We start from the raw sequence: 23,699 nt of genomic DNA on the forward strand, positions 1-23,699 counted from the left end.
CTCTTGAATTTATTTTGGTCACATTTAGAGCAATGAACCTAAATGTCGAAAATGCCTGCTTTTGACGCCCCGGTCTGACCCGATCAAACCCGGCGCAGAGCAGATGCATTCGCAACGTCTCAGCTGGATCCGCACCTTTATAGCTATAGCGCCTGCGCCGACGTCTGGCGAATGAATTCAGGGGCCAGCGGCTTGCAGCGACAGCCCTGATTGCACGCGAAAAAAAAGCGTGCCTCGCGACACGCCTTTCTCTTGCCAAACCCCTTATGCGGTTTCGCGAAGCTCTCGCCGCAGGATTTTGCCCACCGGCGTCATCGGCAACGACTCGCGCAGCACGATTTGTTTAGGGATTTTATAGCCGGTGAAGTTCTCCTTGCAGTACGCCTTGAGTTCGTCGCTTGTCAGGCTTGCGTCCCTGGGCACGACGAACAGCTTCACGGCCTCGCCCGATCGCTCGTCCGGGACGCCGATCACCGCGCAGTTGGCGACTTTTGGATGGCGCGAGACAACGTCTTCGATTTCGTTGGGGTAAACGTTGAAGCCTGAGACGATGATCATGTCCTTCTTGCGATCGACGATGCGGATAAAGCCATCAGGGTCGATCACGGCAATGTCGCCGGTCTTGAGCCAGCCGTCGCTGTCGAGCACCTCGGCTGTGGCGTCAGGCTTGTGCCAGTAACCCAGCATGATCTGCGGGCCTTTCAGACACAGCTCGCCCCGCTCGCCCACTGGCAGCTCCGCGCCCTGGTCATCGATCACCTTCGCGGTGGTGCCTGGCACCGGCATTCCGACGGTGCCCAGCCTGGATTTGTCGCCGTAGGGATTGGCGGTGGCCACGGGGGATGTTTCGGTCAGGCCGTAGCCTTCCACGATCGGGCAGCCTGTCAACTGCAGCCAGCGCTCGGCCGTGGCTTTCACCAGCGCCGTACCGCCTGAGTTGGTCAGGCGCAACGTGGAGAAATCCAGGGTCTTGAATTCAGCGTGATCCATCAGCGCGACGAACAACGTGTTGAGGCCGAGCATCGCCGAGAACTTCCATTTCTTCAGCTCTTTGATGAAGCCGCCGATGTCTCGGGGATTGGTGATCAGCACGTTGTGATTGCCGCTGACCATCATGCACATGCAGTTACAGGTGAAGGCGTAGATGTGGTACATCGGCAGCGGCGCAATCATGATTTCGCTGCCCTGTTTGAAGATCGGCGAGCCATCGGGGCCGTGCTGCAGCATGCAGGCATAAACCTGCTGCATGTTCGCCACCAGATTGCCGTGGGTCAGCATCGCGCCCTTGGGCGACCCGGTGGTGCCGCCGGTGTATTGCAACACCGCAACATCATCCAGCCCCCTTGTCACTTGCTGCAGATGATCGCCGCGTCCCAGCTTGAGCACACGTTTGAACGAGACGGCCTGCGGCAAGTGGTATGCGGGCACCATCTTTTTGATCTTCTCGACCACGGTGTTGATCAACCAGCCCTTGGCTGGCGACTGCATGTCGCCCATTTTCACTTCGATCAGGTACTGGATGTCGGTATCGGGCAGCACCTCCTCGATGTGCTTGCCGAAGATGTTCAGGTACACAAGCGCCCGCACCCCGGCGTCCTTGAACTGATGACGCATTTCGCGGGCGGTGTACAACGGGTTGGTATTGACGACGATCAAGCCGGCGCGCATCGCACCGAACACTGCAATGGGGTACTGGATCAGGTTGGGCATCTGCACGGCAATGCGGTCGCCCGGTTTGAGTTCGGTCTGCTGTTGCAGGTAGCCGGCAAAGGCCGCGGACTGGCGCTCGAGTTCGGCGTACGTCAACGTCACGCCCATATTGCTGTAGGCCGGGCGGTCGGCGTACTTCCGGCAACTGCGCTCGAACACCTCGACCACTGACTTGTACGCGTGAAGGTCCACCTCGGAGAGGACGCCAGCCGGGCGCTTGTCGTTCCAGAAGTCAGGTTGCATGTTGTTTTTATCCTCTTACCTGAGAGTGCTGGCCCAATGGTTTTTAAACGGGCGTTCGCCGGACGTTAGCAGCTAACGCGCAGAAGGCAAATACGCCGCGGGCCGTCATCAATGACGTGAATCTTGCGAGTGACAAGACCGCCATCTGGCAACGGCTATACACTGATGCGAAGCGCTCGCCGCGCAATTTTCATGACAAATTCTTACAAGGCCAGGGAAACGCCATGAACCATGAAGCCTATTGGCTAGACGCCAGCGACCACAGCCGTTTGTTCGTCAATGCCTGGGCACCTGAAGGACAGGCCAGAGCGGTGGTGATGCTGTCCCATGGCATGGCCGAGCACAGCGGGCGATACGAACGTCTGGCCGAGGCGCTGACCCAGGCAGGCTTCGCACTGTATGCACACGATCAGCGCGGCCATGGCCGGACGGCATCCGAGGGACTGCTCGGGCACTACGGCGATCGGGACGGCTGGAGCAAAGTCGTAGGCGATCTGGCCACGCTGAACGCCTCGCTTGCGCAAAAGCATCCCGAGGTGCCGGTGTTTCTGCTGGGTCACAGCATGGGCAGTTACGTCGCTCAGGCCTACCTGATGCACCACAGCGCGAGCCTGCAAGGCGCGGTCTTGAGCGGCTCGAATTTCCAGCCGGTCTCGCTTTACCGGAGCGCCAGACTGGTGGCGCGCTTCGAACGCTGGCGCCAGGGCGCAACAGGCCGCAGCGCACTGATCGAATTCCTCTCGTTCGGCTCCTTCAACAAACGCTTCAAGCCGGTACGCACACCATTCGACTGGCTCAGCCGCGACCCACAGGAAGTGGACCGCTACATCAGCGATCCGCTCTGCGGATTCCGATGCACCAATCAGTTCTGGCTGGACATGCTCGGCGGCCTCCAGCAGATCAGCAAGCGTTCCAACCTGGCGCAGATCGACAAAAGCCTGCCGATTCTGATCATGGGCGGCGAATGTGATCCGGTCAGCGATGGCAAGCGTCTGAAGGATCTGGCCGACGCCCTGACCGGTACAGATCATCATGCCGTGGCACTGAAGGTCTACCCGCAGGCGCGTCATGAAATCCTCAACGAGACCAACCGCCAGGCCGTCACTCATGATTTACTCGCTTGGCTCGAACAGGCGCTGGAACAGCCGCGACCGCGCCGCAGCGAGTGATCGGTCAGGATTTTTCATCTTTTCTTTTTCCTATTCACGTCACAGGACCGCAACATGACACACGTCACCAACACGCCGTACGAAGCCCTTGAAGTCGGCCAGACCGCGAGCTACAGCAAGACCGTCGAAGAGCGTCACATTCAGCTGTTCGCCGAAATGTCCGGTGACCGCAACCCGGTGCATCTGGATGCCGAGTTCGCGGCCAAGACCATGTTCAAGGATCGTATCGCTCACGGGATGTTCAGCGGCGCGTTGATCAGCGCGGCAGTGGCCTGCGAGCTGCCTGGCCCGGGCACGATCTATCTGGGTCAGAAGATGAGTTTTCAGAAGCCGGTGAAGATTGGCGACACGCTGACCGTGCGCCTGGAGATCCTCGAAAAACTGCCGAAATTCCGCGTGCGCATCGCCACCAATGTGTTCAACCAGCACGATGAATTGGTGGTCGAGGGCGAAGCCGAGATCCTCGCCCCGCGCAAGGAACAGACCGTGAGTCTCGCCGAGTTGCCGCCGATCACCGTGGGCTGAATGACCGAAGCGGGCGCTGTGAGACGACGTCCTGAACAGGGTCCGCGTTCCTGAAGTAAAAAAATGCACCCAAAAAAATGGGCAACCGAAGTTGCCCTAAATGCCTTGCGTGCTCTTTTTATCGGGCACTCACTCCTTGCGGCGCCTGGGTGAGTCTCTCCAGATGAACAGTCCAAAGCCTGCAAATAACACCACCATCAGACCGACTGTCATGACGCCGGCAATCACGGCGTGGTCGAGAAACATGAGCGCGCCTCCTGCTTGACCCTGTTCGATGGGTGCAGACTAACCGGACGCGTATTGAGGAGTGTTGACGCAGGTCAATGCCGCAGGACATCGCGAACGATGCCGGGCCGACCCGCTTCGGAAGCAGGAGGGATTCAGCGTTTTTTCGGTTTGCTCTTGGACTTTTTCTTGCCCTTGCCCAGCGGCATCGCCTGTTCGAAAGCCTGTCGCACTTCGTTCAGCCGCTTGTCATTGAGGTCATGAACGCGCTTGGCGCGCTCGACGCTCAGATCTACCAGTTTTCCGTCATCGCTCATGGGCGTACCGCTCTTGAATGCCTGTTGCTGTCAATAATGCGCAATCATGGCAGCGCTGACCAGCGTCAGACCTTCAGATCCACCCACAGCCCCTGACGCGGTTCGTTATCGATGATCGGCACCACCGGCACGGTGTTGTCAGCGTTCAGCGACTCGCCCGGGATGGCCGGCCCTTCTTCGAGGTCGGGATGACGATCAGCCACGCGCCGATCCCGGCGGCGTCGTTGCTGGCGGCGTTGCTCTTCGCGCAGCAGCAGCTCGGCCTGCTCGCGGTCGCGTTCGCTCATATCAATGTTGGTTTCGTTGGAACTGGGTTGCGTCGGCGCCACAGGCGGAATGTCCGGCGTGGGCTTGACCGGGTCCAGCTGCGACGTCACGGGGGCCGCGCTCAAAGGAATCAGCGGTGGCAGCATGGTAATGGTCTCCTGTTATCAAGCTGTCGGCTGCCGTTTCGTCGACTTGAGCCGTTGGAAGTGGAAGTTTCGACTATGTTTTTCGCAACAAGTGCCGGTATCAGGCCAGAAGCCCAGTGAATCCGGGCGTATTTACAATGTATCTTTGGCCTGAGCGCCGTGTTCCGTTACCATAGTCGGCTTTTTCAAGGCGGGAGTCAGGCAGCATGGCGCAGCAGTATCAACCGGGGCAACGCTGGATTAGCGACAGCGAAGCCGAGCTGGGTTTGGGCACCGTTCTGGCACAGGACGGCCGCTTGTTGACCGTGCTCTATCCGGCCACTGGCGACACCCGCCAGTATGCTTTGCGCAATGCCCCGCTGACGCGGGTGCGTTTCTCGCCGGGTGACACTATCACTCACTTCGAGAACTGGAAAATGACCGTTCGCGAAGTCGAAGACGTCGACGGTCTGCTGGTTTATCACGGCCTGAATGCCCAGAATCAGCCCGTGACGCTGCCTGAAACCCAGCTTTCCAACTTCATCCAGTTCCGTCTGGCGAGCGACCGACTGTTCGCCGGCCAGATCGACCCGCTGGCCTGGTTCTCGCTGCGCTACCACACGCTGGAACACACCAGCCGCCAGCTGCAGTCGTCCCTGTGGGGCCTGGGCGGTGTTCGTGCACAGCCGATCGCCCACCAGCTGCACATCGCCCGTGAAGTCGCCGACCGGATCGCGCCACGCGTACTCCTGGCCGACGAAGTGGGCCTGGGTAAAACCATCGAAGCCGGTCTGGTGATCCATCGCCAGTTGCTCTCGGGCCGCGCCAGCCGCGTGCTGATTCTGGTTCCTGAGAACCTGCAGCATCAGTGGCTGGTGGAAATGCGCCGTCGCTTCAACCTGCAGGTTGCGCTGTTCGACGCCGAGCGTTTCCTCGAAAGCGATGCCAGCAACCCGTTCGAAGACACCCAACTGGCGCTGGTGTCGCTGGAATGGCTGGTCGAAGACGAAAAGGCTCAGGATGCGCTGTTCGCGGCCGGCTGGGATCTGCTGGTGGTCGACGAGGCGCACCATCTGGTCTGGCACGAAGACAAGGCCAGCCGCGAATACTCGCTGGTCGAGCAACTGGCCGAGGTGATCCCGGGCGTTCTGCTGCTGACCGCGACCCCGGAGCAACTGGGGCAAGACAGCCATTTTGCGCGTCTGCGGCTGCTCGATCCCAACCGTTTCCACGACCTGCACGCCTTCCGCGCCGAGAGCGAAAACTATCGTCCGGTGGCCGAAGCCGTTCAGGAGCTGCTCGATCAGGGCCGGCTGTCGCCCGAAGCGCACAAGACCATTCACGGCTTCCTTGGCGCCGAAGGTGAAGCACTGCTCGGTGCCGTGGCCGATGGCGACACCGAGGCGAGCGCTCGGCTGATCCGCGAACTGCTGGACCGTCACGGCACCGGCCGCGTGCTGTTCCGTAACACCCGCGCCGCCGTGCAAGGTTTCCCGGAGCGCAAGCTGCATCCGTATCCGTTGCCCTGCCCTGCCGAATACCTGGAGCTGCCGATTGGCGAGCATGCCGACCTGTACCCGGAAGTCAGCTTCCAGGCACAAGGCGAGACAAGCGAAGAAGAGCGCTGGTGGCGCTTCGACCCGCGCGTCGACTGGCTGATCGATACGCTGAAGATGCTCAAGCGCGTCAAAGTGCTGGTGATCTGCGCCCACGCCGAGACCGCGATGGACCTGGAAGACGCCCTGCGCGTGCGCTCCGGCATCCCGGCCACCGTGTTCCACGAAGGCATGAACATCCTTGAGCGTGACCGCGCGGCGGCCTATTTCGCCGATGAGGAATTCGGCGCGCAGGTGCTGATCTGTTCGGAAATCGGCAGCGAAGGCCGCAACTTCCAGTTCTCCCATCACCTGGTGCTGTTCGACCTGCCTTCACACCCCGACCTGCTGGAGCAGCGCATCGGGCGTCTGGACCGGATCGGCCAGAAGCATGTCATCGAACTGCACGTGCCTTATCTGGAAACCAGCCCGCAAGAGCGGCTGTTCCAGTGGTACCACGAAGCGCTCAACGCTTTCCTCAACACCTGCCCGACCGGCAACGCCTTGCAGCACCAGTTCGGTCCGCGTCTGCTGCCGCAGCTCGAAGGCGGTGACGAAGACGACTGGCAGGCGCTGGTCAGCGAGGCGCGTGCCGAGCGTGAGCGCCTGGAAAGCGAGCTGCACACCGGTCGCGACCGCCTGCTGGAGCTCAACTCCGGTGGCGCGGGCGAAGGCGAGGCGCTGGTCGAGGCGATCCTGGAGCAGGACGATCAGTTCACCCTGCCGATCTACATGGAAACCCTGTTCGACGCATTCGGCATCGACAGCGAAGACCATTCGGAGAATGCGCTGATCCTCAAGCCGAGCGAAAAAATGCTCGATGCCAGCTTCCCGCTGGGCGACGACGAAGGCGTCACCATCACCTACGACCGCAATCAGGCGCTGTCCCGCGAGGACATGCAGTTCATCACCTGGGAACACCCGATGGTGCAAGGCGGCATGGACCTGGTGCTGTCCGGATCGATGGGCAACACCGCCGTTGCGCTGATCAAAAACAAGGCATTGAAGCCTGGCACCGTCCTGCTTGAACTGCTGTACGTCAGCGAAGTGGTCGCGCCGCGCTCTCTGCAATTGGGTCGTTACCTGCCGCCTGCCGCGCTGCGTTGCCTGCTGGATGCCAACGGTAACGATCTGTCGGGCCGTGTCTCGTTCACCACCTTGAACGACCAGCTCGAAAGCGTGCCACGGGCCAGCGCCAACAAGTTCATCCAGGCACAACGCGATGTGCTCAACCCGCAGATCAATGCGGCGGAAAGCAAGATCGCGCCCAAACATGCCGAGCGCGTGGCCGAGGCGCAGCGTCGTCTGGCTGCCGATACCGATGAAGAGCTGGCACGTCTGACCGCTCTGCAAGCCGTGAACCCGACGGTGCGCGACAGCGAACTGACGGCCCTGCGTGAACAGCGCGAACAAGGTCTGGCCATGCTCGACAAAGCCGCGCTGCGCCTGGAAGCGATTCGGGTGTTGGTGGCGGGTTAAACCACCTCGCCGCAAATGCGGCGAACACAAACCTTTGTAGGAGCGTGGCTTGTCCCGCGATCTTCCGCGAGGCGGAAGTAAAACCAGAGGGCACGGTGTATCAGATACAACTGTGCCGCTTGGTTCTGCGACCGGTTCCCGGTCGATCGCGGGACAAGCCGCGCTCCTACAGGTCCGTAGAACACCGGAAAATCACGCCACCGACGGCTTCACCCCCAGCCCCACTGGCTCGTCCGCCACCATCCCTTCCCTCATCCGCTGCGCGTCGCGGCTGAAGCATTTCGACGCCCGCACCAGAAACACCAGCGCGAAGAACAGCGCCACTGGAATCAGATACATCGCGTCATGCAACCCGACAGCCTTGAACGGCTCGGTCATCTGCTCGGCCTGCGCGGCGTACATCGCCGAATGAGCGAAATGGTCTGAGAGCAGTCCGACAACCACCGGCCCCAGACCTCCGCCCAGCAAATACAGCCCGGCAAAGAACAGCGCCATCGCCGTCGCGCGCAATCGCGGCTGTACGACATCCTGGATTGCGGTGTAGACACAGGTGTAAAAGTTGTAGGAAAACAGCCAGCCCAGGCTGAACACGCCAACAAAAACGCCGATCTCGATACGCCCCGAATGCAAGGCGTATCCCGTGCACAGCGTCGCCACCACCATGCTCAATGCGGCGAACATCAGGCGGCCGTTGGTCCAGCGCTGATGCAGTTTGTCCGCAACCCAGCCGCCTGCGGTCAGCCCGATCAGGCCAGTGACACCAACGATCATGCCCGTGGCCATCGCCGCTTCCTGCAAGGGCAGCAGAAAGTAGCGCTGCAGCATGGGCACCATGAACGAGTTGCACGCATAGGTCGCGAAGTTGAAGGCCAGTCCGGCCAGCACCAGCCAGCGAAACGTCGGAATGGACAGCACCCGACGGATCGGCTTGTCGATTTTCTCCTGGGACATCGCCACGCTTTCCGCAGCGCCCCGGGCCGGCTCCCTGATGAAAAACATGAACACGGCCAGCACCAGGCCCGGCACAGCAGCAATGAAAAATGGCGCTCGCCAGCTGCCGAACGCCTGCACCATCGCGCCGATGGTGAAGAATGCCAATAACAGCCCAAGCGGCAAGCCCAACATGAAGATGCCCATCGCTCGAGCACGACGATGGGCCGGAAACAGATCACCGATCAGCGAATTGGCGGCGGGGGCGTAACTGGCCTCGCCGATACCGACGCCCATGCGCACCAGCAGGAACGCCCAGAAGTTGCCGACCAGCCCATTGACGGCCGTCAACCCGCTCCACACCGCAAGCCCCCAGCCCATCAGCTTGCGCCGCGATCCATTGTCCGCCATGCGCCCCAGCGGCAGACCGGCGATGGCGTAAACCAGCGTGAACGCGGTGCCGATGATGCCGAGTTGAAAATCGCTGAGCAGCCATTCCTTGCGGATGGGCTCAATGATGATTGCCGGGATGGTTCGGTCGAAGAAATTGAACAGATTGGCGAGAAACAGCAGAAACAGAACGCGCCACGCGTTCCTTGCCTGAGTCGAATGGTCCATGCGCCGAACTCTCTTATTGTTGTGGGGGCCAGACACTGCTCACACCTGGAGCTGCAAATCTAGTCATGGAAAGACGCGCTGTCCCTGATCATTCGCAAGGCTGATACCCAGCCATTGCACGGGCCTGAAACTGCGGACTCAAATGCTCAAGCCCAAACGCTACGGGGGCTGCGCGCGAACTCAGCCGCGCGATCCCCATGTGTCACGGAGCGACGTTACGTCCCCCGGAAACACGCCGAAATATATCTTTCGCCCCCACTTCCCACCGCCAACGGAAAGCCTAGAATAGCCAGCCGTTGTGCCCCAAATCCCCTACTCTTTCCTTTCGGTTACCGTCATGTCCGATGTCAGTCCGTGCCTGAATTGTGGTGCCTGCTGTTCGCATTTTCGCGTGTCTTTCTTCTGGGGCGAATGCACGTCGGCGGGCGGCACGGTGCCTGATGAATGGGTGAGCAGCATCAGCCCGAGCCGCGTGGCGATGCTCGGCACCGACTGCAAAAACGTTCGTTGCACTGCGCTGGAAGGCGAAGTGGGCAAAGGCGTGAGCTGTTCGATTTATGCTCAGCGCTCGAGCACCTGCCGCGAATTCGACGCGTCCTGGACGGATGGTCAGCACAATCCGGACTGCGACGCCGCGCGCGCCGCGTTTGGCCTGGCGCCGATCGCAGCCCCTTCGCTGATGCATGAGAGCGGCCCGTCTGTGTTTGAAGTGGCTGCCATCGCTTAGAACGTTTAGCGATTACTGTTATTCCAAAATAGTTGGCACGTCCGTCCCCGAACAGCTGTTTAAAACCGGCCGCTCTCTATAATCATTGCAAAGTGCCATCGGTCTTTAAGGCCGTGGTTACGTAGTAATGGACAGATAGGGCACGCTATGGATTGGCTGGGTTTGCATTTTCTCGCCGCGTTGCCGGCGGACAGCCGGTTGCTGATGGACTGCAGTCACAACCCCATGCTGGTGGGACTTGCTTACCTCGTGGCATGCGCCGCCAGTTTTGCGACGCTGCACATTGCCGAGCGGATCGGGCATGTCGAAGACGCCCACGCGAGGATTCGCTGGCGCAGCCTCGGGGCCTTGTGCCTGGCAGTGGGCATCTGGGCCATGCATTTCATCAGCATGTTGTCCTTCCAGACCCCGTTGATGATGCATTACGACCTGTCCGTCACCGTGGTGTCGTTGATGATCGCGCTGATCGCGGGCATGGTGGCGATGGAAGCGTTGAGCCACGACCAGCTCACTATCGTGCAGTATGTGGTCGCCTCCGTGTTCATGGGCCTGGGCATTGCCAGCATGCATTACGTCGGCATGTCGGCCATGCGTTCCCACGCCACGCAGTATTACGAACCCGTCCGTTGTTTTGCTTCGATCCTGATCGCCATTGTCGCCAGCCTGACCGCGCTGGTGCTTGCAATCCGCCTGCGGCAAGGCAGCGGCGCGCGCCATCAGTTACTCAAATACGGCGCCAGTCTGGTGTTGGGTGCCGGCATTGTCTTCACGCACTTCATGGGCATGTGGTCGCTGCGCCTGGCCATTCCGGTCGACGCACAGATACAGGCGCCCGACCCTCAAAACACCTTGGAACTGAGCCTGACCATCGCCCTGATCGTGCTGCTGATCATCGCCGGAAGCGTCAGCGCGGCGCTCGCCGACAAAAAGCTGCAGAGCAGGGATCGCGACCTGCGCCGGGTCAATGCCTTGCTCAGCCAGCTCGATCAGGCCCGGATCTCCCTGCAACAAGTCGCGCATTACGACGCGCTGACCAACCTGATCAACCGGCGTGGCTTCAATCAGGTATTTGCCGAGCGTTTGATCGAGCAGCAGCAAGCCCAAGGCAGACTGGCTGTGATGTTCCTCGACATCGACCACTTCAAGCGCATCAACGACAGCCTCGGCCATGACGCTGGCGATGATCTGCTCAAGGTCATTGCCGAACGCATTCGCGGCGCCACACGCACCGGCGATGTGGTCGCGCGTTTCGGTGGTGATGAATTCTGCATCCTGATCGCGCTGCACGAGCCCGACGAAGCCCTGCACCTCGCCCAGCGAGTGATGCACAAGATGAAGGAGCCGATTGCGCTGTCAGGCAGGCGAATGGTCATGACGACCAGCATCGGCATCAGCGTCTACCCCGAGGATGGCGAAACCTCTGAAGAGTTGCTCAAACACGCCGATCTGGCGCTGTATCAATCCAAGGGGCATGGCCGCAACAGCATTCATTTCTTCAGTCCCAACCTCAAGACCAAAGCCAGCCTGGAGCTGCTGCTGGAAGAGGAGTTGCGCGCTGCATTACGTGAAGAAAGTGGCCTGCAGCTGTATTACCAGCCCATCGTCGACCTGCGCACTGGGCATGTCGCCAAGCTGGAAGCGCTGGTGCGCTGGGACCACCCTGGCCACGGCCTGCTGACGCCGGACCGCTTCATCGGCATCGCGGAAAACAATGGCCTGATCGCCGAACTGGATAACTGGGTGTTGCGCCGCGCGTGTCGCGACCTCAGCCAGCTCACGGCGCCGGGCTTCGAAAAATTGATCATTGCCGTCAATTGCTCAGCGCTCAATCTGGCGCGAGATGAGCTGGTCGATGAGGTCGCCGCTGCACTCACAGACGCGGCAGTCGCTCCTCACCGGCTGGAACTGGAAGTCACTGAAAACGCGCTCATGGGCAACATCAGCAATACGATTCTGTTGCTCAAGGAAATCCGCAAACTGGGCGTGTCGTTGTCGATCGACGACTTCGGCACGGGCTACTCGTCGCTGGCGTATCTCAAACGTCTGCCGCTGGACACGGTGAAGATCGATCGCTCGTTCATCCTCGACATTCCCGCTTCACCTCAGGACATGGAGATCGTGCAGGCGATCATTCTGATGGCCCACACGCTGCACCTGAAGGTCGTCACCGAAGGCGTGGAAAACCCGGCGCAACTGGCATTTCTCAGCCAGTACGGCTGCGACTATGTGCAAGGCTACCTGTTCAGCAAACCCGCCCCGCTGAGCGAGTTGCGGCCGTTGGTGCAGCAGCTCAACCTGCGTCGTCCTTCGGACCTGTCGCCGTCGACGCACATGCTCGATGCCTTGAAGCTTGCGGTCGAGAACCACGGCGCGCAGCTCGCCGTCAGCGACGTGAAAGCCGCCTCAACGGACCGATCGGGCGCCCAGCCGATGCGCTGAATCGCCCGATGGAAATGTGAACCAGGGCTCAACCACGTGGCCTTGCGCCATTCCTGATTCAAGAACGACCGTTCGTCGCCGATGACCCGAGGGATTCCCTTAGGCAGGGCTAGGGTTCGACCCTATCGCTCGTGGCCGATATCCCGCTGTACAGTCGGGTTCTCTTTTGATGATGGCGCGATGACATTTCGGCGTCATCCCACAGGCATGGCGTGCGATGACCAATAAAACCGAGGCAGCAGGCGCTGTATCCGAACTTCTGCAGAACGTAATCAGCGAACACAGCGTCGTGCCCCAAGGGCACTACCGGCCTCAGGCAGCGCCCGCGCAGTCCTACCTGTATTTCACTGAAACCGACACCGACCGCATTCTCGACAACCTCGATGGCCTGCGGGATATGGTGTTTCCACCCTCGATGCATTTCGAGGACACCGAAAACCGCAGCGATCAGCAGTTCCCCTCGGTCTGCCTGATCGGCCTGGGCCGTTGCGGCTCCAACATCGCACTGGATGTCGCGGAACTGGTGTACAACGCCCGCAAGTTTTATCTGAACCAGCTGAACAACGATGACCGCCTGCGCGACGACAAGGGCTACAGCCCCGCGCGCTGGATTCGCAACAATTTGCGGCTGGTCCAGAACAAGTCGAGCAAACCGGTGTTTTTGGTCGAACCGCTGGTGATGCTGGGCGATCTGGACAAAGACATCGCCGGACGCATCCGTTTCTCGCGCAAGGGCGAAAAAAGCGGCTTCATCAAGGATTACAGCAAGATGAAGATCATGGACCTGTCCGAGGTCCACGCCGGTGGCGCCGGTAACGCGCCGATCCTGGGCCAGTATCTGGCCAAGATCATCCTGAATAAGGACACCGAGCACTTTTCCAGCGCCGACTGGAAACTGATCCACTCCTACCTGATCGACTCGTGCGGGATCAAGGCCAACCAGTCGCGGCTGTATTTCTACATCTTCAGCGCCGGCGGCGGTACAGGTTCGGGCATGGCATCGGAGTTCGGCCTGGCCCAGCAATTCTCGTACATGAACAAAACGTTCGACACCAAACCGGCCAGTGAAAACGATGGCAAGCGCGGCCGCTCATTCGTTTTCGAGCCGATTTTCACCAGTGGCATCTGCGTGCTGCCGAACATTTCCGACCACCGCAGCGAAATGTCCGAAGCGCTGCATATCAACGCCGGGCGGCTGCTGTGCAAGTATCTGGCTGAAGAATGGGACTTCTCGTACAACTTCGAGAACGAAGACAGCAGCGAAGCCAGTGTCATGGGGCGCATCCGCCCTTGGAACGCAATGATGCTGATCTCCAACGACATCATGCGGTACGCGGAAGAAAGCGACGATGGCACCATCGAGAACATCGATGTCAACGCCATGGAGCGGCACGCCAACCAGTACATCTCACAGCAAATCTTCAACATTCTGACGGCTCAGGCGGTGACCACCGACTACGACCAGAATTACTTCCGGCGCGCGGGCATCGACATCGGTGAAACCATCCGCCTGGACGCCAACGATCTGTTCATGAGTCTGGCCGGCCCGGTCGCGATTGCCTACGCCGAATCGGTCGTCCCGGAAACCCCGTCCCAAGGTTCGGACAAGCTGAAAATCTTCGAGAAAGAGCCGCCAAGGCTGGACATCGACGACTTGTTCTTCCGCTCGATCGACCTGCCGCACTTCAACAAGATGACTCAGGCGATTGAGGGGATCAGCCTCTTGCCGATCGAGTCGCGGCGTTATCGCGCGGCCCTGGAGCAGTACAAGGCATCGGGGTATGACGCCGCAGCGCTGCACGATCTGCATTTCTTCAAGAATTGCTCGTCGGTGGTGTCGATCGTCTCGCTGCCGAAGGACTACAAGCTGTCGTACATGGACCTTAACCGGCTCAAGACGCACCTCAACAGCCTGTTCCCCAACACCACGCTCAAGCGCTATGCGCTGGTGATCGGCGCCTCGGCGAACCTGTCGCTGACCACCCTGATCGCCAAAAGCCCGTGCCTGTCGGACGACTTCCTGACGCTGATCGTAGCCTTCATCAAACGCTGTTTTGCCAAACAGCCGTATCGCTTCGACGACACGCTGGACAACTCGATTCTGGACTTCATCATGAGCGACGAATTCGACGAGAACCGCATCGACGACTTGCTCAACGAATACGAAAACCCGGCGAAGATCCTCGACACCAACTGGTACGCGATCAAGCCGATGTACGAGAAGAAGTACCGGGAGCTGATCGACGACAAGGAACGCTTCGTCTCGATCAACGACATCCGGATCTCCCGCGACAGTGTGAAAAAGGCCGTTAAATACCTGCGCGAAATCTACCGTCACCGGATCGGCAAGACCCGGGTGATCTCGCTGAATCAGCACACGGGGAAGACGGGGTATTTGAATTGAAGGGTTTGGCTTGATATCGCCAAACTGATGCCCTTCGGGCCTGATCGCGAGCAAGCTCACTCCTACAGAGATCTCCGGGTATTCCCGAACTCTCCGGGCACGCCCCACTCCCGTAGGAACGCGCTTGCCCGCGAAGACTAAATTCCAGACGCTCCATCTGCTTGGCATGCACCGGCCTCTTCCCAACTAAAGCCGGTCCTACAGACGCTGCAAGTTTTTCGTAGGACCGCCTTCAGCCGGGAAAGCGTCGGGTATTACGCCGTTGATCGAAGGGGCGTTAAAGACAGTTGGCTCACTCCTGCATTCTCTGCAACGAACCGCATTCTGATAGATCGAGGTTTGAGCTTTTAAAGGCTAGCAACTCGGTCTATCAAGCCATGGCACATTGCAACAAATGTAGGCGTGTGCTTGCTCGCGACAGGCCCGCCAGGGCATCAGAGTAACAATCCAGAGCCAACCCAAGGTTACCGACCTACCCACTTTGCCATCATCCAGCGCACCAAAACAGCGCTCAAATCCTCCTCATGCCCTTTCCTGGATCAACACCCAGGGTGCAACGACCACCGCCCACAGCGCCGGATCACGCTCAAGCAAGTCCAGAGCCTTTGATTCAGAGACCTTGCCGACCTCGCCCGCTTCCAGCCAGGCCGCCACCTTTGCCTCGTCATTCTCGGCAAATGCCTGCGCCACGGCGATCAAATCCTGCGAGGGCTCGACCCACAACAGGGCACCCTTGGCAAAGAATGGTTGCAATTCTTTCCACGTGATCGAAGCCGTTTCGCCAAGCAGCTTGGCATAGAGGGTGCTAGGTTCTTGCGTCATGGGTTTCACCGTATTGAAAATCGGCGTAATGATACCGCTGCACTTCATACGGACAAACCTGGATTCAAGTGATTGATTGCAGAGAACTTCGCTCAAGCCGATAGATTGAACGACCGGTTCGCCTGATCGACCGGCTTGATTGTGTATCTTTCTTTCGATTAAGCGACATCAACAGGTATTGCCCCCTGCAGCCAGCTTTTCAAGCGCTCGACCGGCGCTCTAAACTGTTCCGGTACAGTTGCCGGGGGTGTGGCCTGGATAAATCAATCCGGTCCTGCAGCTTTTGGCCGTCAGGATTATAAAAACTACAACGCAAGAGTGGAGCATCATGACTAAGGGTATTAATCAGATTTCCAAGCTGTTTGCCGCACTGGTTCTGGCGGGGGTTGCCAGCCATTCGTTCGCAGCTGATACCATCAAGATCGGCATCGCTGGCCCTAAAACCGGCGCTGTTGCCCAATACGGCGACATGCAGTTCAGCGGTGCCAAGATGGCCATCGAGCAAATCAACGCCAAAGGCGGCATCGACGGCAAGAAGCTTGAAGCCGTTGATTACGACGATGCCTGCGACCCTAAACAAGCGGTCGCGGTCGCCAACAAAGTGGTCAACGACGGCGTGAAATTCGTGGTCGGCCATCTCTGCTCCAGCTCCACTCAGCCAGCGTCCGACATTTACGAAGACGAAGGCGTCATCATGGTGACCCCGGCTGCAACCAGCCCGGAAATCACCGCCCGTGGTTACAAAATGGTCTTCCGCACCATCGGCCTGGACAGCGCTCAGGGCCCGGCCGCCGGCGAGTACATCGCCAAACAGGTCAAGCCGAAAATCGTTGCGGTCATCCACGACAAACAGCAGTACGGTGAAGGCATCGCCACCGCCGTCAAACAGACACTGGAAAAAGACGGCGTGAAAGTTGCCCTGTTCGAAGGCATCAATGCCGGCGACAAGGACTTCTCCTCGCTGATCGCCAAAATGAAGCAAGCCAACGTCGACTTCGTCTACTACGGCGGCTACCACCCTGAGCTGGGTCTGATTCTGCGTCAGGCACAGGAAAAAGGCCTGAAAGCCGGCTTCATGGGTCCGGAAGGCGTGGGTAACGCGTCCATCTCGCAAATCGCCCAGGATGCATCCGAAGGTCTGCTGGTGACCCTGCCGAAATCCTTCGATCAGGATCCTGCGAACCAGGCGCTGGTAGATGCCTTCAAAGCGAAGAAAGAAGACCCGAGCGGTCCGTTCGTGTTCCCGGCCTACGCCGCTGTTGAAGTGATCGCCGAGGCCATCAAGACTGCCAAGTCCGAAGACACCGCCAAAGTGGCTGCCGCCATCCACGCCGGTACCTTCAAGACCCCTACCGGCGATCTGTCTTTCGACGCCAAGGGTGACCTGAAAGACTTCAAATTCGTCGTTTACACCTGGCACAAAGATGGCACCAAGACTGAAGCCCCTGTGAAGTAATCACACGCCTCATGTTGAACCCAGAGCCCACTGCAACCGCAGTGGGCTTTGTTTTACGAGGCCGACGGATTTCACAAGAGTCCCGACACCTGAACATCTTGAAACCGCACCAGTGAATCACTGGGCTCGTGCCGAACGCGGACGTAGATCACGACGCGCGAGCGGGAAAAAGACTTCACCAGTGAAACACCGAGAAGGTTTTTAGGAGCGCGGCAATGCCCGAGATAGATCTCTATCATTTTTTCCAACAGCTGGTTAATGGCATGACCATTGGCAGCACTTATGCCCTGATCGCCATTGGCTACACGATGGTCTACGGCATCATCGGCATGATCAACTTCGCCCACGGCGAGGTGTACATGATCGGTTCGTACGTGGCGTTCATCGCCCTGGCGGGCCTGACCATGCTGGGTCTGGACAACCTTCCGTTGCTGATCACGGCGGCCTTCGTCGCCAGCATCGTGGTGACCAGTGCCTACGGTTATGCCATCGAGCGCGTCGCTTACCGTCCCTTGCGCGGCAGCAACCGTCTGATCCCTCTGATTTCCGCGATCGGCATGTCGATATTCCTGCAGAACACCGTGCTGTTGTCGCAGGACTCCAAAGACAAATCGATCCCGAACCTGATTCCCGGCAACTTCGTGTTCGGCAGCGCCAGCACCCATGAAGTCGTGATCTCGTACATGCAGATCCTGATTTTCATCGTCACCGTGCTGGCGATGCTCGGCCTGACCTGGTTCATCTCGCGTTCGCGCCTTGGCCGCGCCTGCCGCGCCTGCGCCGAAGACATCAAGATGGCCAACCTGCTGGGTATCAATACCAACAACATCATCGCCCTGACGTTCGTCATCGGCGCAGCGCTGGCGGCGGTCGCAGCGGTATTGCTGAGCATGCAGTACGGCGTGATCAACCCCAACGCAGGTTTTCTGGTCGGCATCAAAGCCTTCACCGCAGCGGTTCTGGGCGGTATCGGCAGCATCCCGGGCGCGATGCTCGGCGGTCTGGTGCTGGGTGTGGCTGAAGCGTTTGGCGCCGATATCTTCGGCGATCAGTACAAGGATGTGGTGGCGTTCGGTCTTCTCGTATTGGTGTTGTTGTTCCGGCCAACCGGCCTGCTCGGCCGTCCGGAGGTTGAAAAAGTATGACCAGAAATCTCAAATCGGCCCTCTTCAGCGCAGTGCTGGTGCTGGCCGTCGCCTACCCGATCCTCGGGCTGAAACTGGACATCGTCGGGGTCAACCTCGCGGTCGTCGGTGCGAGCACCACCACCGTGCTGGTGATCTTCGCCGCCGCCCTGCTGATGTTCCTGCGCGTGCTGTTCAACGAGCAGATCAGCGCCATGTGGCGTTCGCGCCCGCAAAGGCAACTGGTGTCGGACAAGGCCAGCAACTTCCTGACCCTGCCGTCGACGCAGCGCTGGTTCCTCGGCGCGATCGTCATCGCCGCACTGATCTGGCCATTCTTTGGCTCCCGCGGCGCGGTGGATATCGCCACGCTGATCCTGATCTACGTGATGCTGGGCCTGGGCCTGAACATCGTGGTCGGCCTGGCCGGCCTGCTGGACCTGGGTTATGTCGGCTTCTACGCCGTCGGCGCCTACACCTATGCCCTGCTGCAACACTATTTCGGCCTGGGTTTCTGGGTCTGTCTGCCGCTGGCGGGCCTGGCGTCGGCGACGTTCGGCTTCCTGCTGGGCTTCCCGGTACTGCGCCTGCGCGGCGATTACCTGGCCATCGTGACGCTGGGCTTCGGTGAAATCATTCGCCTGTTCCTGCGTAACCTGACCGACATCACCGGCGGCCCGAACGGCATCAGCAACATCGAAAAACCGACGCTGTTCGGCCTCACGTTCGAGCGCAAAGCGGCGGAAGGCATGCAGACCTTCCACGAGTATTTCGGCCTGGAATACAACTCCATCAACAAGGTGATCTTTCTCTACCTGATCGCGCTGTTACTCGCACTGTTGGCACTGTTCGTGATCAACCGCCTGTTGCGCATGCCGATCGGCCGTGCGTGGGAAGCGTTGCGCGAAGACGAAATCGCCTGCCGCGCGCTGGGTCTGAACCCGACCGTGATCAAGCTTTCCGCTTTTACCCTGGGCGCGGCGTTCGCCGGTTTCGCCGGCAGCTTCTTCGCGGCGCGCCAAGGCTTGATCACCCCGGAATCGTTCACCTTTCTTGAGTCGGCGATCATTCTCGCGATCGTGGTTCTGGGTGGCATGGGCTCGCAACTGGGCGTGATTCTGGCAGCGGTCGTGATGATCCTGTTGCCTGAACTGCTCCGCGAATTCAGTGAATACCGGATGCTTGGCTTCGGCGCCTTGATGGTGCTGATGATGATCTGGCGTCCTCAGGGCTTCCTGCCAATGCAGCGTCCCGTCATGAAACTCAAGGGGGAGCGCTGATGAGCCGTCCACTTCTGCAAGCCTCTGGCTTGAGCATGCGCTTTGGCGGCCTGTTGGCGGTCAACGGCGTGGGTCTGACTGTGCAAGAGAAACAGGTCGTGTCGATGATCGGCCCTAACGGCGCCGGCAAGACCACCGTTTTCAACTGCCTCACCGGGTTCTACAAACCGACGGCGGGCACGATCCTGCTGGACGGCGAGCCGATTCAAGGCCTGGCCGGTCACGAGATCGCGCGCAAAGGCGTGGTGCGCACCTTCCAGAACGTGCGCCTGTTCAAGGAAATGACCGCTGTCGAGAACCTGCTGGTGGCTCAGCATCGGCACCTGAACACCAATTTCCTGTCGGGCCTGTTCAAGACGCCGGCGTACCGCAAAAGCGAGCGCGAGGCCATGGAATACGCCGAGCACTGGCTCGAGGCGGTCGATCTGAAAGCGTTCGCCAACCGCCCGGCCGGCACGCTGGCCTACGGTCAGCAACGCCGTCTGGAAATCGCCCGCTGCATGATGACGCGCCCGCGCATCCTCATGCTCGATGAACCGGCAGCCGGTCTGAACCCCAAGGAAACCGAGGATCTGAAAGCGCTGATCGGCGTGTTGCGCAACGAGCACAACGCCACGGTGTTGCTGATCGAGCACGACATGAAGCTGGTCATGAGCATTTCCGACCACATCGTGGTGATCAACCAGGGCACGCCTCTGGCTGATGGCACGCCCGAGCAGATCCGTGACAATCCTGAAGTGATCAAAGCCTACCTGGGGGAAGCGTAAATGCTGCAGTTCGACAACGTTTCCACCTTCTACGGCAAGATTCAGGCGCTGCACGGCGTCAGCATCGATGTTCAGCAGGGTGAAATCGTCACCCTGATCGGCGCCAACGGCGCGGGTAAATCCACGTTGCTGATGACCTTGTGCGGGTCGCCGCGTGCGCACAGCGGCAGCATCCGTTACATGGGCGAAGAACTGGTCGGTCTGGAGTCGTCGGTGATCATGCGCAAGAGCATCGCGGTGGTGCCGGAAGGCCGCCGCGTGTTTGCCCGGCTGACCGTCGAGGAAAACCTGGCCATGGGCGGTTTCTTCACGGACAAGGGCGATTATCAGGAGCAGATGGACAAAGTTCTGGCCCTGTTCCCGCGTCTGAAAGAGCGCTTCCATCAGCGCGGCGGCACCATGTCCGGCGGCGAACAGCAGATGCTCGCTATCGGCCGCGCGCTGATGAGCAAGCCCAAACTGCTGCTGCTCGACGAACCGTCGCTGGGTCTGGCGCCAATCATCATTCAGCAGATTTTCGAGATCGTCGAACAGCTGCGGCGTGACGGCGTCACCGTGTTCCTGGTCGAGCAAAACGCCAACCAGGCCCTGAAAATCGCCGACCGCGCCTACGTTCTGGAGAACGGCCGGGTGGTGATGCAAGGTTCGGGGGCTGAGTTGCTGGTTGATCCGAAAGTGCGGGATGCGTATTTGGGGGGCTGAATCTCTGCCATCCGGCGTTCTGAAAAGTATAGAAAGGCCCCTTCTGGGGCCTTTTTTATTGGATTCCGGATTGCGGGCAATCGCGCTTTCTTCTGGCGGAATCAGCACCATCGGATCCACGCAGGGCCACTATTACAGAAGGTGCAGGAGCGTGGCTTGTCCCGCGATCTGCCGGGGACCGGCAGCCAATCCTGTGAATGCGGTTTGCCTGATACTCCGAGGTGACCGGTTTTGCGCCTGCTGCGCAGCCGATCGCGGGACAAGCCACGCTCCAACCATTTCGGGTAGGGGCAGCGAAGAGGTGAACCCGAAAAACGGCACCGGCGGCCGCTATTCTAAACGTGACCCAGTCGTTCCAACGCCGCCGTACTCCGCTCGAACCACTGCGTCAGGTAATCCGCCATCACCTGAATCCTTCTCGGCAGATGCCCTTCAAACGGATGCACCAGATACAGCGACGACACCGGCGTCTGATAGTCGCGCAGCAGCCAGATCAGCCGGCCGTCATTGAGCTCATCGTGGATCATATAGGACGGCAGCCGGGCAATACCGGCGCCGACCAGCGCCGCCTTTTTCAACAGACCATAGTGATTGCTGGCAAACGTACCCCGCACGTTCACCCGGGTCAGTTCGTGGTTCTGGTGATACGCCCACGTTTCGCGCCCCGCGTAATGACTGTTGAGCAGGCAACGATGCAAGCGCAGTTCGTCCGGCGACTGTGGTTTGCCGTGTTCGGCCAGGTATTCGGGGCTGGCGCAAGTGAGTTCCTGCAAGGACAACAGCGGTTTGGCCACCAGCCGCTCATCTATTCCTACGCTGGAGCGGATGCCCAGGTCGAACCCGTCTCGGCGCATGTCGCGAAACTGATTGTTCAGATCCAGTTCCACCTGCACGTCCGGATAAGTCTTGGCGAACTCACCCAGCAGCCCTTCGAAAAAGGTTTCGCCCAGCGACACCGGAACGGTCAGGCGCACGGTCCCCACCAGACTCTCGCTGAGGTATGCCATGGCATCGCGCACCCGGTCACGCTGCGCCAGCAACGCCCGCGCCTCAGGCAGCAAGATGGCACCGGCTGATGTCAGCGTCAGACTGCGCGTGGTGCGGTGCAGCAACGTCACGCCGTAGCTTTTCTCCAGTTTGCTGATGCGCTTGGACAATTGGCTGGTACTGGTGTCCAGCCATTGCGCGGCCAACGTGAAGCTATTGGCCTCAACCAGCATCGCGAACGCTGCCAGGTCGTCCATTTCGCTCATGATTGTTTCCTTTTTCGCAAACCGGGGTTGCCGTTCAGGCCATTTATCGGTGGGAAAACGCGACTCACACTGTGCACCTGATCCTCTGAACGGAAAAACTGCATCGTGAAAATTTTACTGATTGGCGCTGGCGGGACCATCGGCTCAGCCATCGAGAAAGAACTGGCGCCGCGCCACGAAATCGTCCGCATCGGCAGAACCCGTGGGGATGAGCACGTCGATATTAGTGACAGCGCATCGATTCGCAAACTATTCGAACGGACGGGTTCTTTCGATGCGCTGGTCTGTGCGGCGGGCAATGTCACCTTCGCACCGCTCGCTGAAATGACGGAAGACACCTTTGCGCTGGGGCTTCGCGACAAGCTGATGGGTCAGGTCAATCTGCTGCTGATCGGCCGCGAGTTCGCCAACGACGGGGCCTCATTCACCTTCACCACAGGCGTTCTGAGCCACGACCCGATCGCCAAAGGCGCGTCGGCGAGCCTGGTCAACGGTGCAATCGACGCATTCGTGCGAGCGGCCGCCATTGAGTTGCCGCGTGGCATGCGGGTCAATTCCGTGAGCCCGACCGTGCTGGTGGAGGCCATGGGCAGCTACGCGCCATACTTCCGCGGTTACAAGCCGGTTCCCGCGGCCGATGTCGCGCTGGCCTACGCAAAAAGCGTCGAGGGCCTTCAGACCGGCCAGACCTATCACCTCGGTTAATCGCCTCTTGTGATGAACGGGAAGCCTGAGTAACGTGGCGGCACTTGTCTGGAGACCGCCACATGTTCGCTGCTCGTTCCATCCTCATGTTCGCCCTGCTGCCACTGTTCGCCGGGTGCCAGTTGCTACCTTCGCAATCCGCCGACAACAAGGTTTCCACCGCCGGCATGATCCGCATGCAAGGCATCCTCAGCGGTGACAGCGGCAAACTGTATTTTTCGCCCTGCAATGAACAGCGCCGCTACGCAGTGACTGACAAAGGCAACACCGGCATCCTGCAGGAAGCTGCGTCGGTGGTGGACAAGAACGGCATGGCATTCGCCGACGTGCGCGGCAATTTCGTCGCCAGCAAAGCCCAAGGCAGTGACGGTCAGGCCGACGTTTTCCAGCTATACCGCGCCGAGCGTCCCAGCGGCGCCTGTGAAGACCCCAACTTCAAGCGCCTGACCATTCATGCCGGCGGCAATAGCCCGAAATGGAGCCTGAACGCCAGCGGCAAAGGCCTGGTCCTCGAGCGTCAGGGCATGGAGCCGTTCGCTGTTCCCTACATGGAGGAGCAGATGCCCGAAGGCCGTTTCAACCTGATCACCGACGCCAACGACCAGCACGTCGAGCTGTACGTCGCCCCGCAGCGTTGCGTCGATCCAGTCAACGGTTCGGTGCAGCATCTGACCGCCGAGTTGCGGGTCAACGGTCAGGTTCAGCGTGGGTGTGCGTACTTCGGGGCGATGCGGAACGATTGATCGCCTTGCGCGCGTCGAGCGTAGTGGTTGAAGGTCCGCGCTGACTCGATGAGCGACACCTGTCTGTGGGTCGT

20 protein-coding genes are annotated in these 23,699 nt (G+C 59.8%); 13 read left to right on the plus strand and 7 right to left on the minus strand.

From position 1 onward, the window contains the following. Positions 1-264: 264 nt before the first annotated feature. A complete protein-coding gene (gene fadD2, locus QRN36_RS01985) occupies positions 265-1,953 on the minus strand; it encodes a long-chain-fatty-acid--CoA ligase FadD2 (RefSeq protein ID WP_285422600.1) in 1,689 nt (562 codons plus the stop codon). Positions 1,954-2,177: 224 nt separating this feature from the next. Here fadD2 and QRN36_RS01990 point away from each other — a divergent pair, with 224 nt between their 5' ends. Together QRN36_RS01990 and QRN36_RS01995 are read left to right on the plus strand one after the other, a co-directional pair. After that, positions 2,178-3,122 carry an alpha/beta hydrolase gene (locus tag QRN36_RS01990; protein ID WP_285422601.1) on the plus strand — a complete coding sequence of 315 codons (945 nt, stop codon included), beginning with the start codon at positions 2,178-2,180 and terminating at the stop codon, positions 3,120-3,122. A 54-nt stretch (positions 3,123-3,176) separates the two neighbouring features. Then, positions 3,177-3,647, plus strand: coding sequence for a MaoC family dehydratase (locus QRN36_RS01995; RefSeq protein WP_093461054.1), 471 nt, complete (start codon positions 3,177-3,179; stop codon positions 3,645-3,647). Positions 3,648-3,776: 129 nt separating this feature from the next. On the opposite strand, the gene ccoM is transcribed toward QRN36_RS01995, so the two are convergent. From ccoM to QRN36_RS02010, 3 genes are all read right to left on the minus strand, one after another. Continuing rightward, positions 3,777-3,893: a cytochrome c oxidase subunit CcoM gene (gene ccoM / locus QRN36_RS02000; protein ID WP_285422602.1), complete on the minus strand. Its 117-nt coding sequence runs from the start codon at positions 3,891-3,893 to the stop codon at positions 3,777-3,779. A 134-nt stretch (positions 3,894-4,027) separates the two neighbouring features. After that, positions 4,028-4,189 (minus strand): hypothetical protein, encoded by a 162-nt coding sequence (locus tag QRN36_RS02005; protein WP_285422603.1) that lies wholly within the window; start codon positions 4,187-4,189, stop codon positions 4,028-4,030. A 65-nt stretch (positions 4,190-4,254) separates the two neighbouring features. Then, the gene (locus QRN36_RS02010) at positions 4,255-4,602 is read right to left on the minus strand and encodes an aspartate-semialdehyde dehydrogenase (RefSeq protein ID WP_285422604.1); all 348 of its coding nucleotides are present in this window, start codon (positions 4,600-4,602) and stop codon (positions 4,255-4,257) included. 206 nt (positions 4,603-4,808) lie between these two features. Here QRN36_RS02010 and rapA point away from each other — a divergent pair, with 206 nt between their 5' ends. Further along, complete coding sequence (gene rapA, locus QRN36_RS02015) at positions 4,809-7,655, plus strand: RNA polymerase-associated protein RapA (RefSeq protein WP_285422605.1); 2,847 nt, start codon at positions 4,809-4,811, stop codon at positions 7,653-7,655. Between the two features lie 192 nt (positions 7,656-7,847). Here the strand turns inward: rapA and QRN36_RS02020 are convergent, their stop codons facing one another. Then, positions 7,848-9,203, minus strand: a complete 1,356-nt coding sequence (locus QRN36_RS02020) for an MFS transporter (RefSeq protein WP_285422606.1) — start codon at positions 9,201-9,203, stop codon at positions 7,848-7,850. 337 nt (positions 9,204-9,540) lie between these two features. On the opposite strand from QRN36_RS02020, the gene QRN36_RS02025 reads away from it, so the two are divergent. From QRN36_RS02025 to QRN36_RS02035, 3 genes are all read left to right on the plus strand, one after another. Continuing rightward, positions 9,541-9,930 (plus strand): YkgJ family cysteine cluster protein, encoded by a 390-nt coding sequence (locus QRN36_RS02025; RefSeq protein WP_285422607.1) that lies wholly within the window; start codon positions 9,541-9,543, stop codon positions 9,928-9,930. Between the two features lie 147 nt (positions 9,931-10,077). Next, a complete protein-coding gene (locus tag QRN36_RS02030; protein ID WP_285422608.1) occupies positions 10,078-12,369 on the plus strand; it encodes a bifunctional diguanylate cyclase/phosphodiesterase in 2,292 nt (763 codons plus the stop codon). A 217-nt stretch (positions 12,370-12,586) separates the two neighbouring features. Then, positions 12,587-14,773: a hypothetical protein gene (locus QRN36_RS02035; protein ID WP_285422609.1), complete on the plus strand. Its 2,187-nt coding sequence runs from the start codon at positions 12,587-12,589 to the stop codon at positions 14,771-14,773. A 522-nt stretch (positions 14,774-15,295) separates the two neighbouring features. On the opposite strand, the gene QRN36_RS02040 is transcribed toward QRN36_RS02035, so the two are convergent. Beyond that, entirely contained in the window at positions 15,296-15,595 is a 300-nt protein-coding gene (locus QRN36_RS02040) for a DUF2288 domain-containing protein (RefSeq protein WP_285422652.1), read from the minus strand. Between the two features lie 328 nt (positions 15,596-15,923). On the opposite strand from QRN36_RS02040, the gene QRN36_RS02045 reads away from it, so the two are divergent. The 5 genes from QRN36_RS02045 (at position 15,924) to QRN36_RS02065 (ending at position 20,924) form a co-directional block, all read left to right on the plus strand. After that, positions 15,924-17,051, plus strand: a complete 1,128-nt coding sequence (locus tag QRN36_RS02045; protein WP_285422610.1) for a branched-chain amino acid ABC transporter substrate-binding protein — start codon at positions 15,924-15,926, stop codon at positions 17,049-17,051. Between the two features lie 215 nt (positions 17,052-17,266). After that, positions 17,267-18,196 carry a high-affinity branched-chain amino acid ABC transporter permease LivH gene (gene livH / locus QRN36_RS02050; RefSeq protein WP_285422611.1) on the plus strand — a complete coding sequence of 310 codons (930 nt, stop codon included), beginning with the start codon at positions 17,267-17,269 and terminating at the stop codon, positions 18,194-18,196. Beyond that, a complete protein-coding gene (locus QRN36_RS02055) occupies positions 18,193-19,455 on the plus strand; it encodes a high-affinity branched-chain amino acid ABC transporter permease LivM (RefSeq protein WP_285422612.1) in 1,263 nt (420 codons plus the stop codon). The genes livH and QRN36_RS02055 overlap by 4 nt, the downstream gene beginning before the upstream one ends. Further along, positions 19,455-20,222, plus strand: a complete 768-nt coding sequence (gene livG, locus QRN36_RS02060) for a high-affinity branched-chain amino acid ABC transporter ATP-binding protein LivG (protein WP_093461088.1) — start codon at positions 19,455-19,457, stop codon at positions 20,220-20,222. The genes QRN36_RS02055 and livG overlap by 1 nt, the downstream gene beginning before the upstream one ends. Beyond that, positions 20,223-20,924, plus strand: a complete 702-nt coding sequence (locus tag QRN36_RS02065; RefSeq protein WP_093461091.1) for an ABC transporter ATP-binding protein — start codon at positions 20,223-20,225, stop codon at positions 20,922-20,924. A 335-nt stretch (positions 20,925-21,259) separates the two neighbouring features. Here QRN36_RS02065 and QRN36_RS02070 read toward each other — a convergent pair whose 3' ends face one another. Beyond that, positions 21,260-22,177, minus strand: coding sequence for a LysR family transcriptional regulator (locus QRN36_RS02070; RefSeq protein ID WP_285422613.1), 918 nt, complete (start codon positions 22,175-22,177; stop codon positions 21,260-21,262). Between the two features lie 105 nt (positions 22,178-22,282). On the opposite strand from QRN36_RS02070, the gene QRN36_RS02075 reads away from it, so the two are divergent. Next, on the plus strand, positions 22,283-22,882 hold the full coding sequence (locus QRN36_RS02075; RefSeq protein ID WP_285422614.1) for a short chain dehydrogenase: 600 nt from the start codon (positions 22,283-22,285) through the stop codon (positions 22,880-22,882). A gap of 62 nt (positions 22,883-22,944) precedes the next feature. Further along, positions 22,945-23,625 (plus strand): COG3650 family protein, encoded by a 681-nt coding sequence (locus QRN36_RS02080; RefSeq protein WP_285422615.1) that lies wholly within the window; start codon positions 22,945-22,947, stop codon positions 23,623-23,625. Positions 23,626-23,699 lie beyond the last annotated feature (74 nt).

Origin of the sequence: Pseudomonas sp. efr-133-TYG-103a, assembly GCF_030209235.1 — a bacterium.
Classification (GTDB): domain Bacteria; phylum Pseudomonadota; class Gammaproteobacteria; order Pseudomonadales; family Pseudomonadaceae; genus Aquipseudomonas.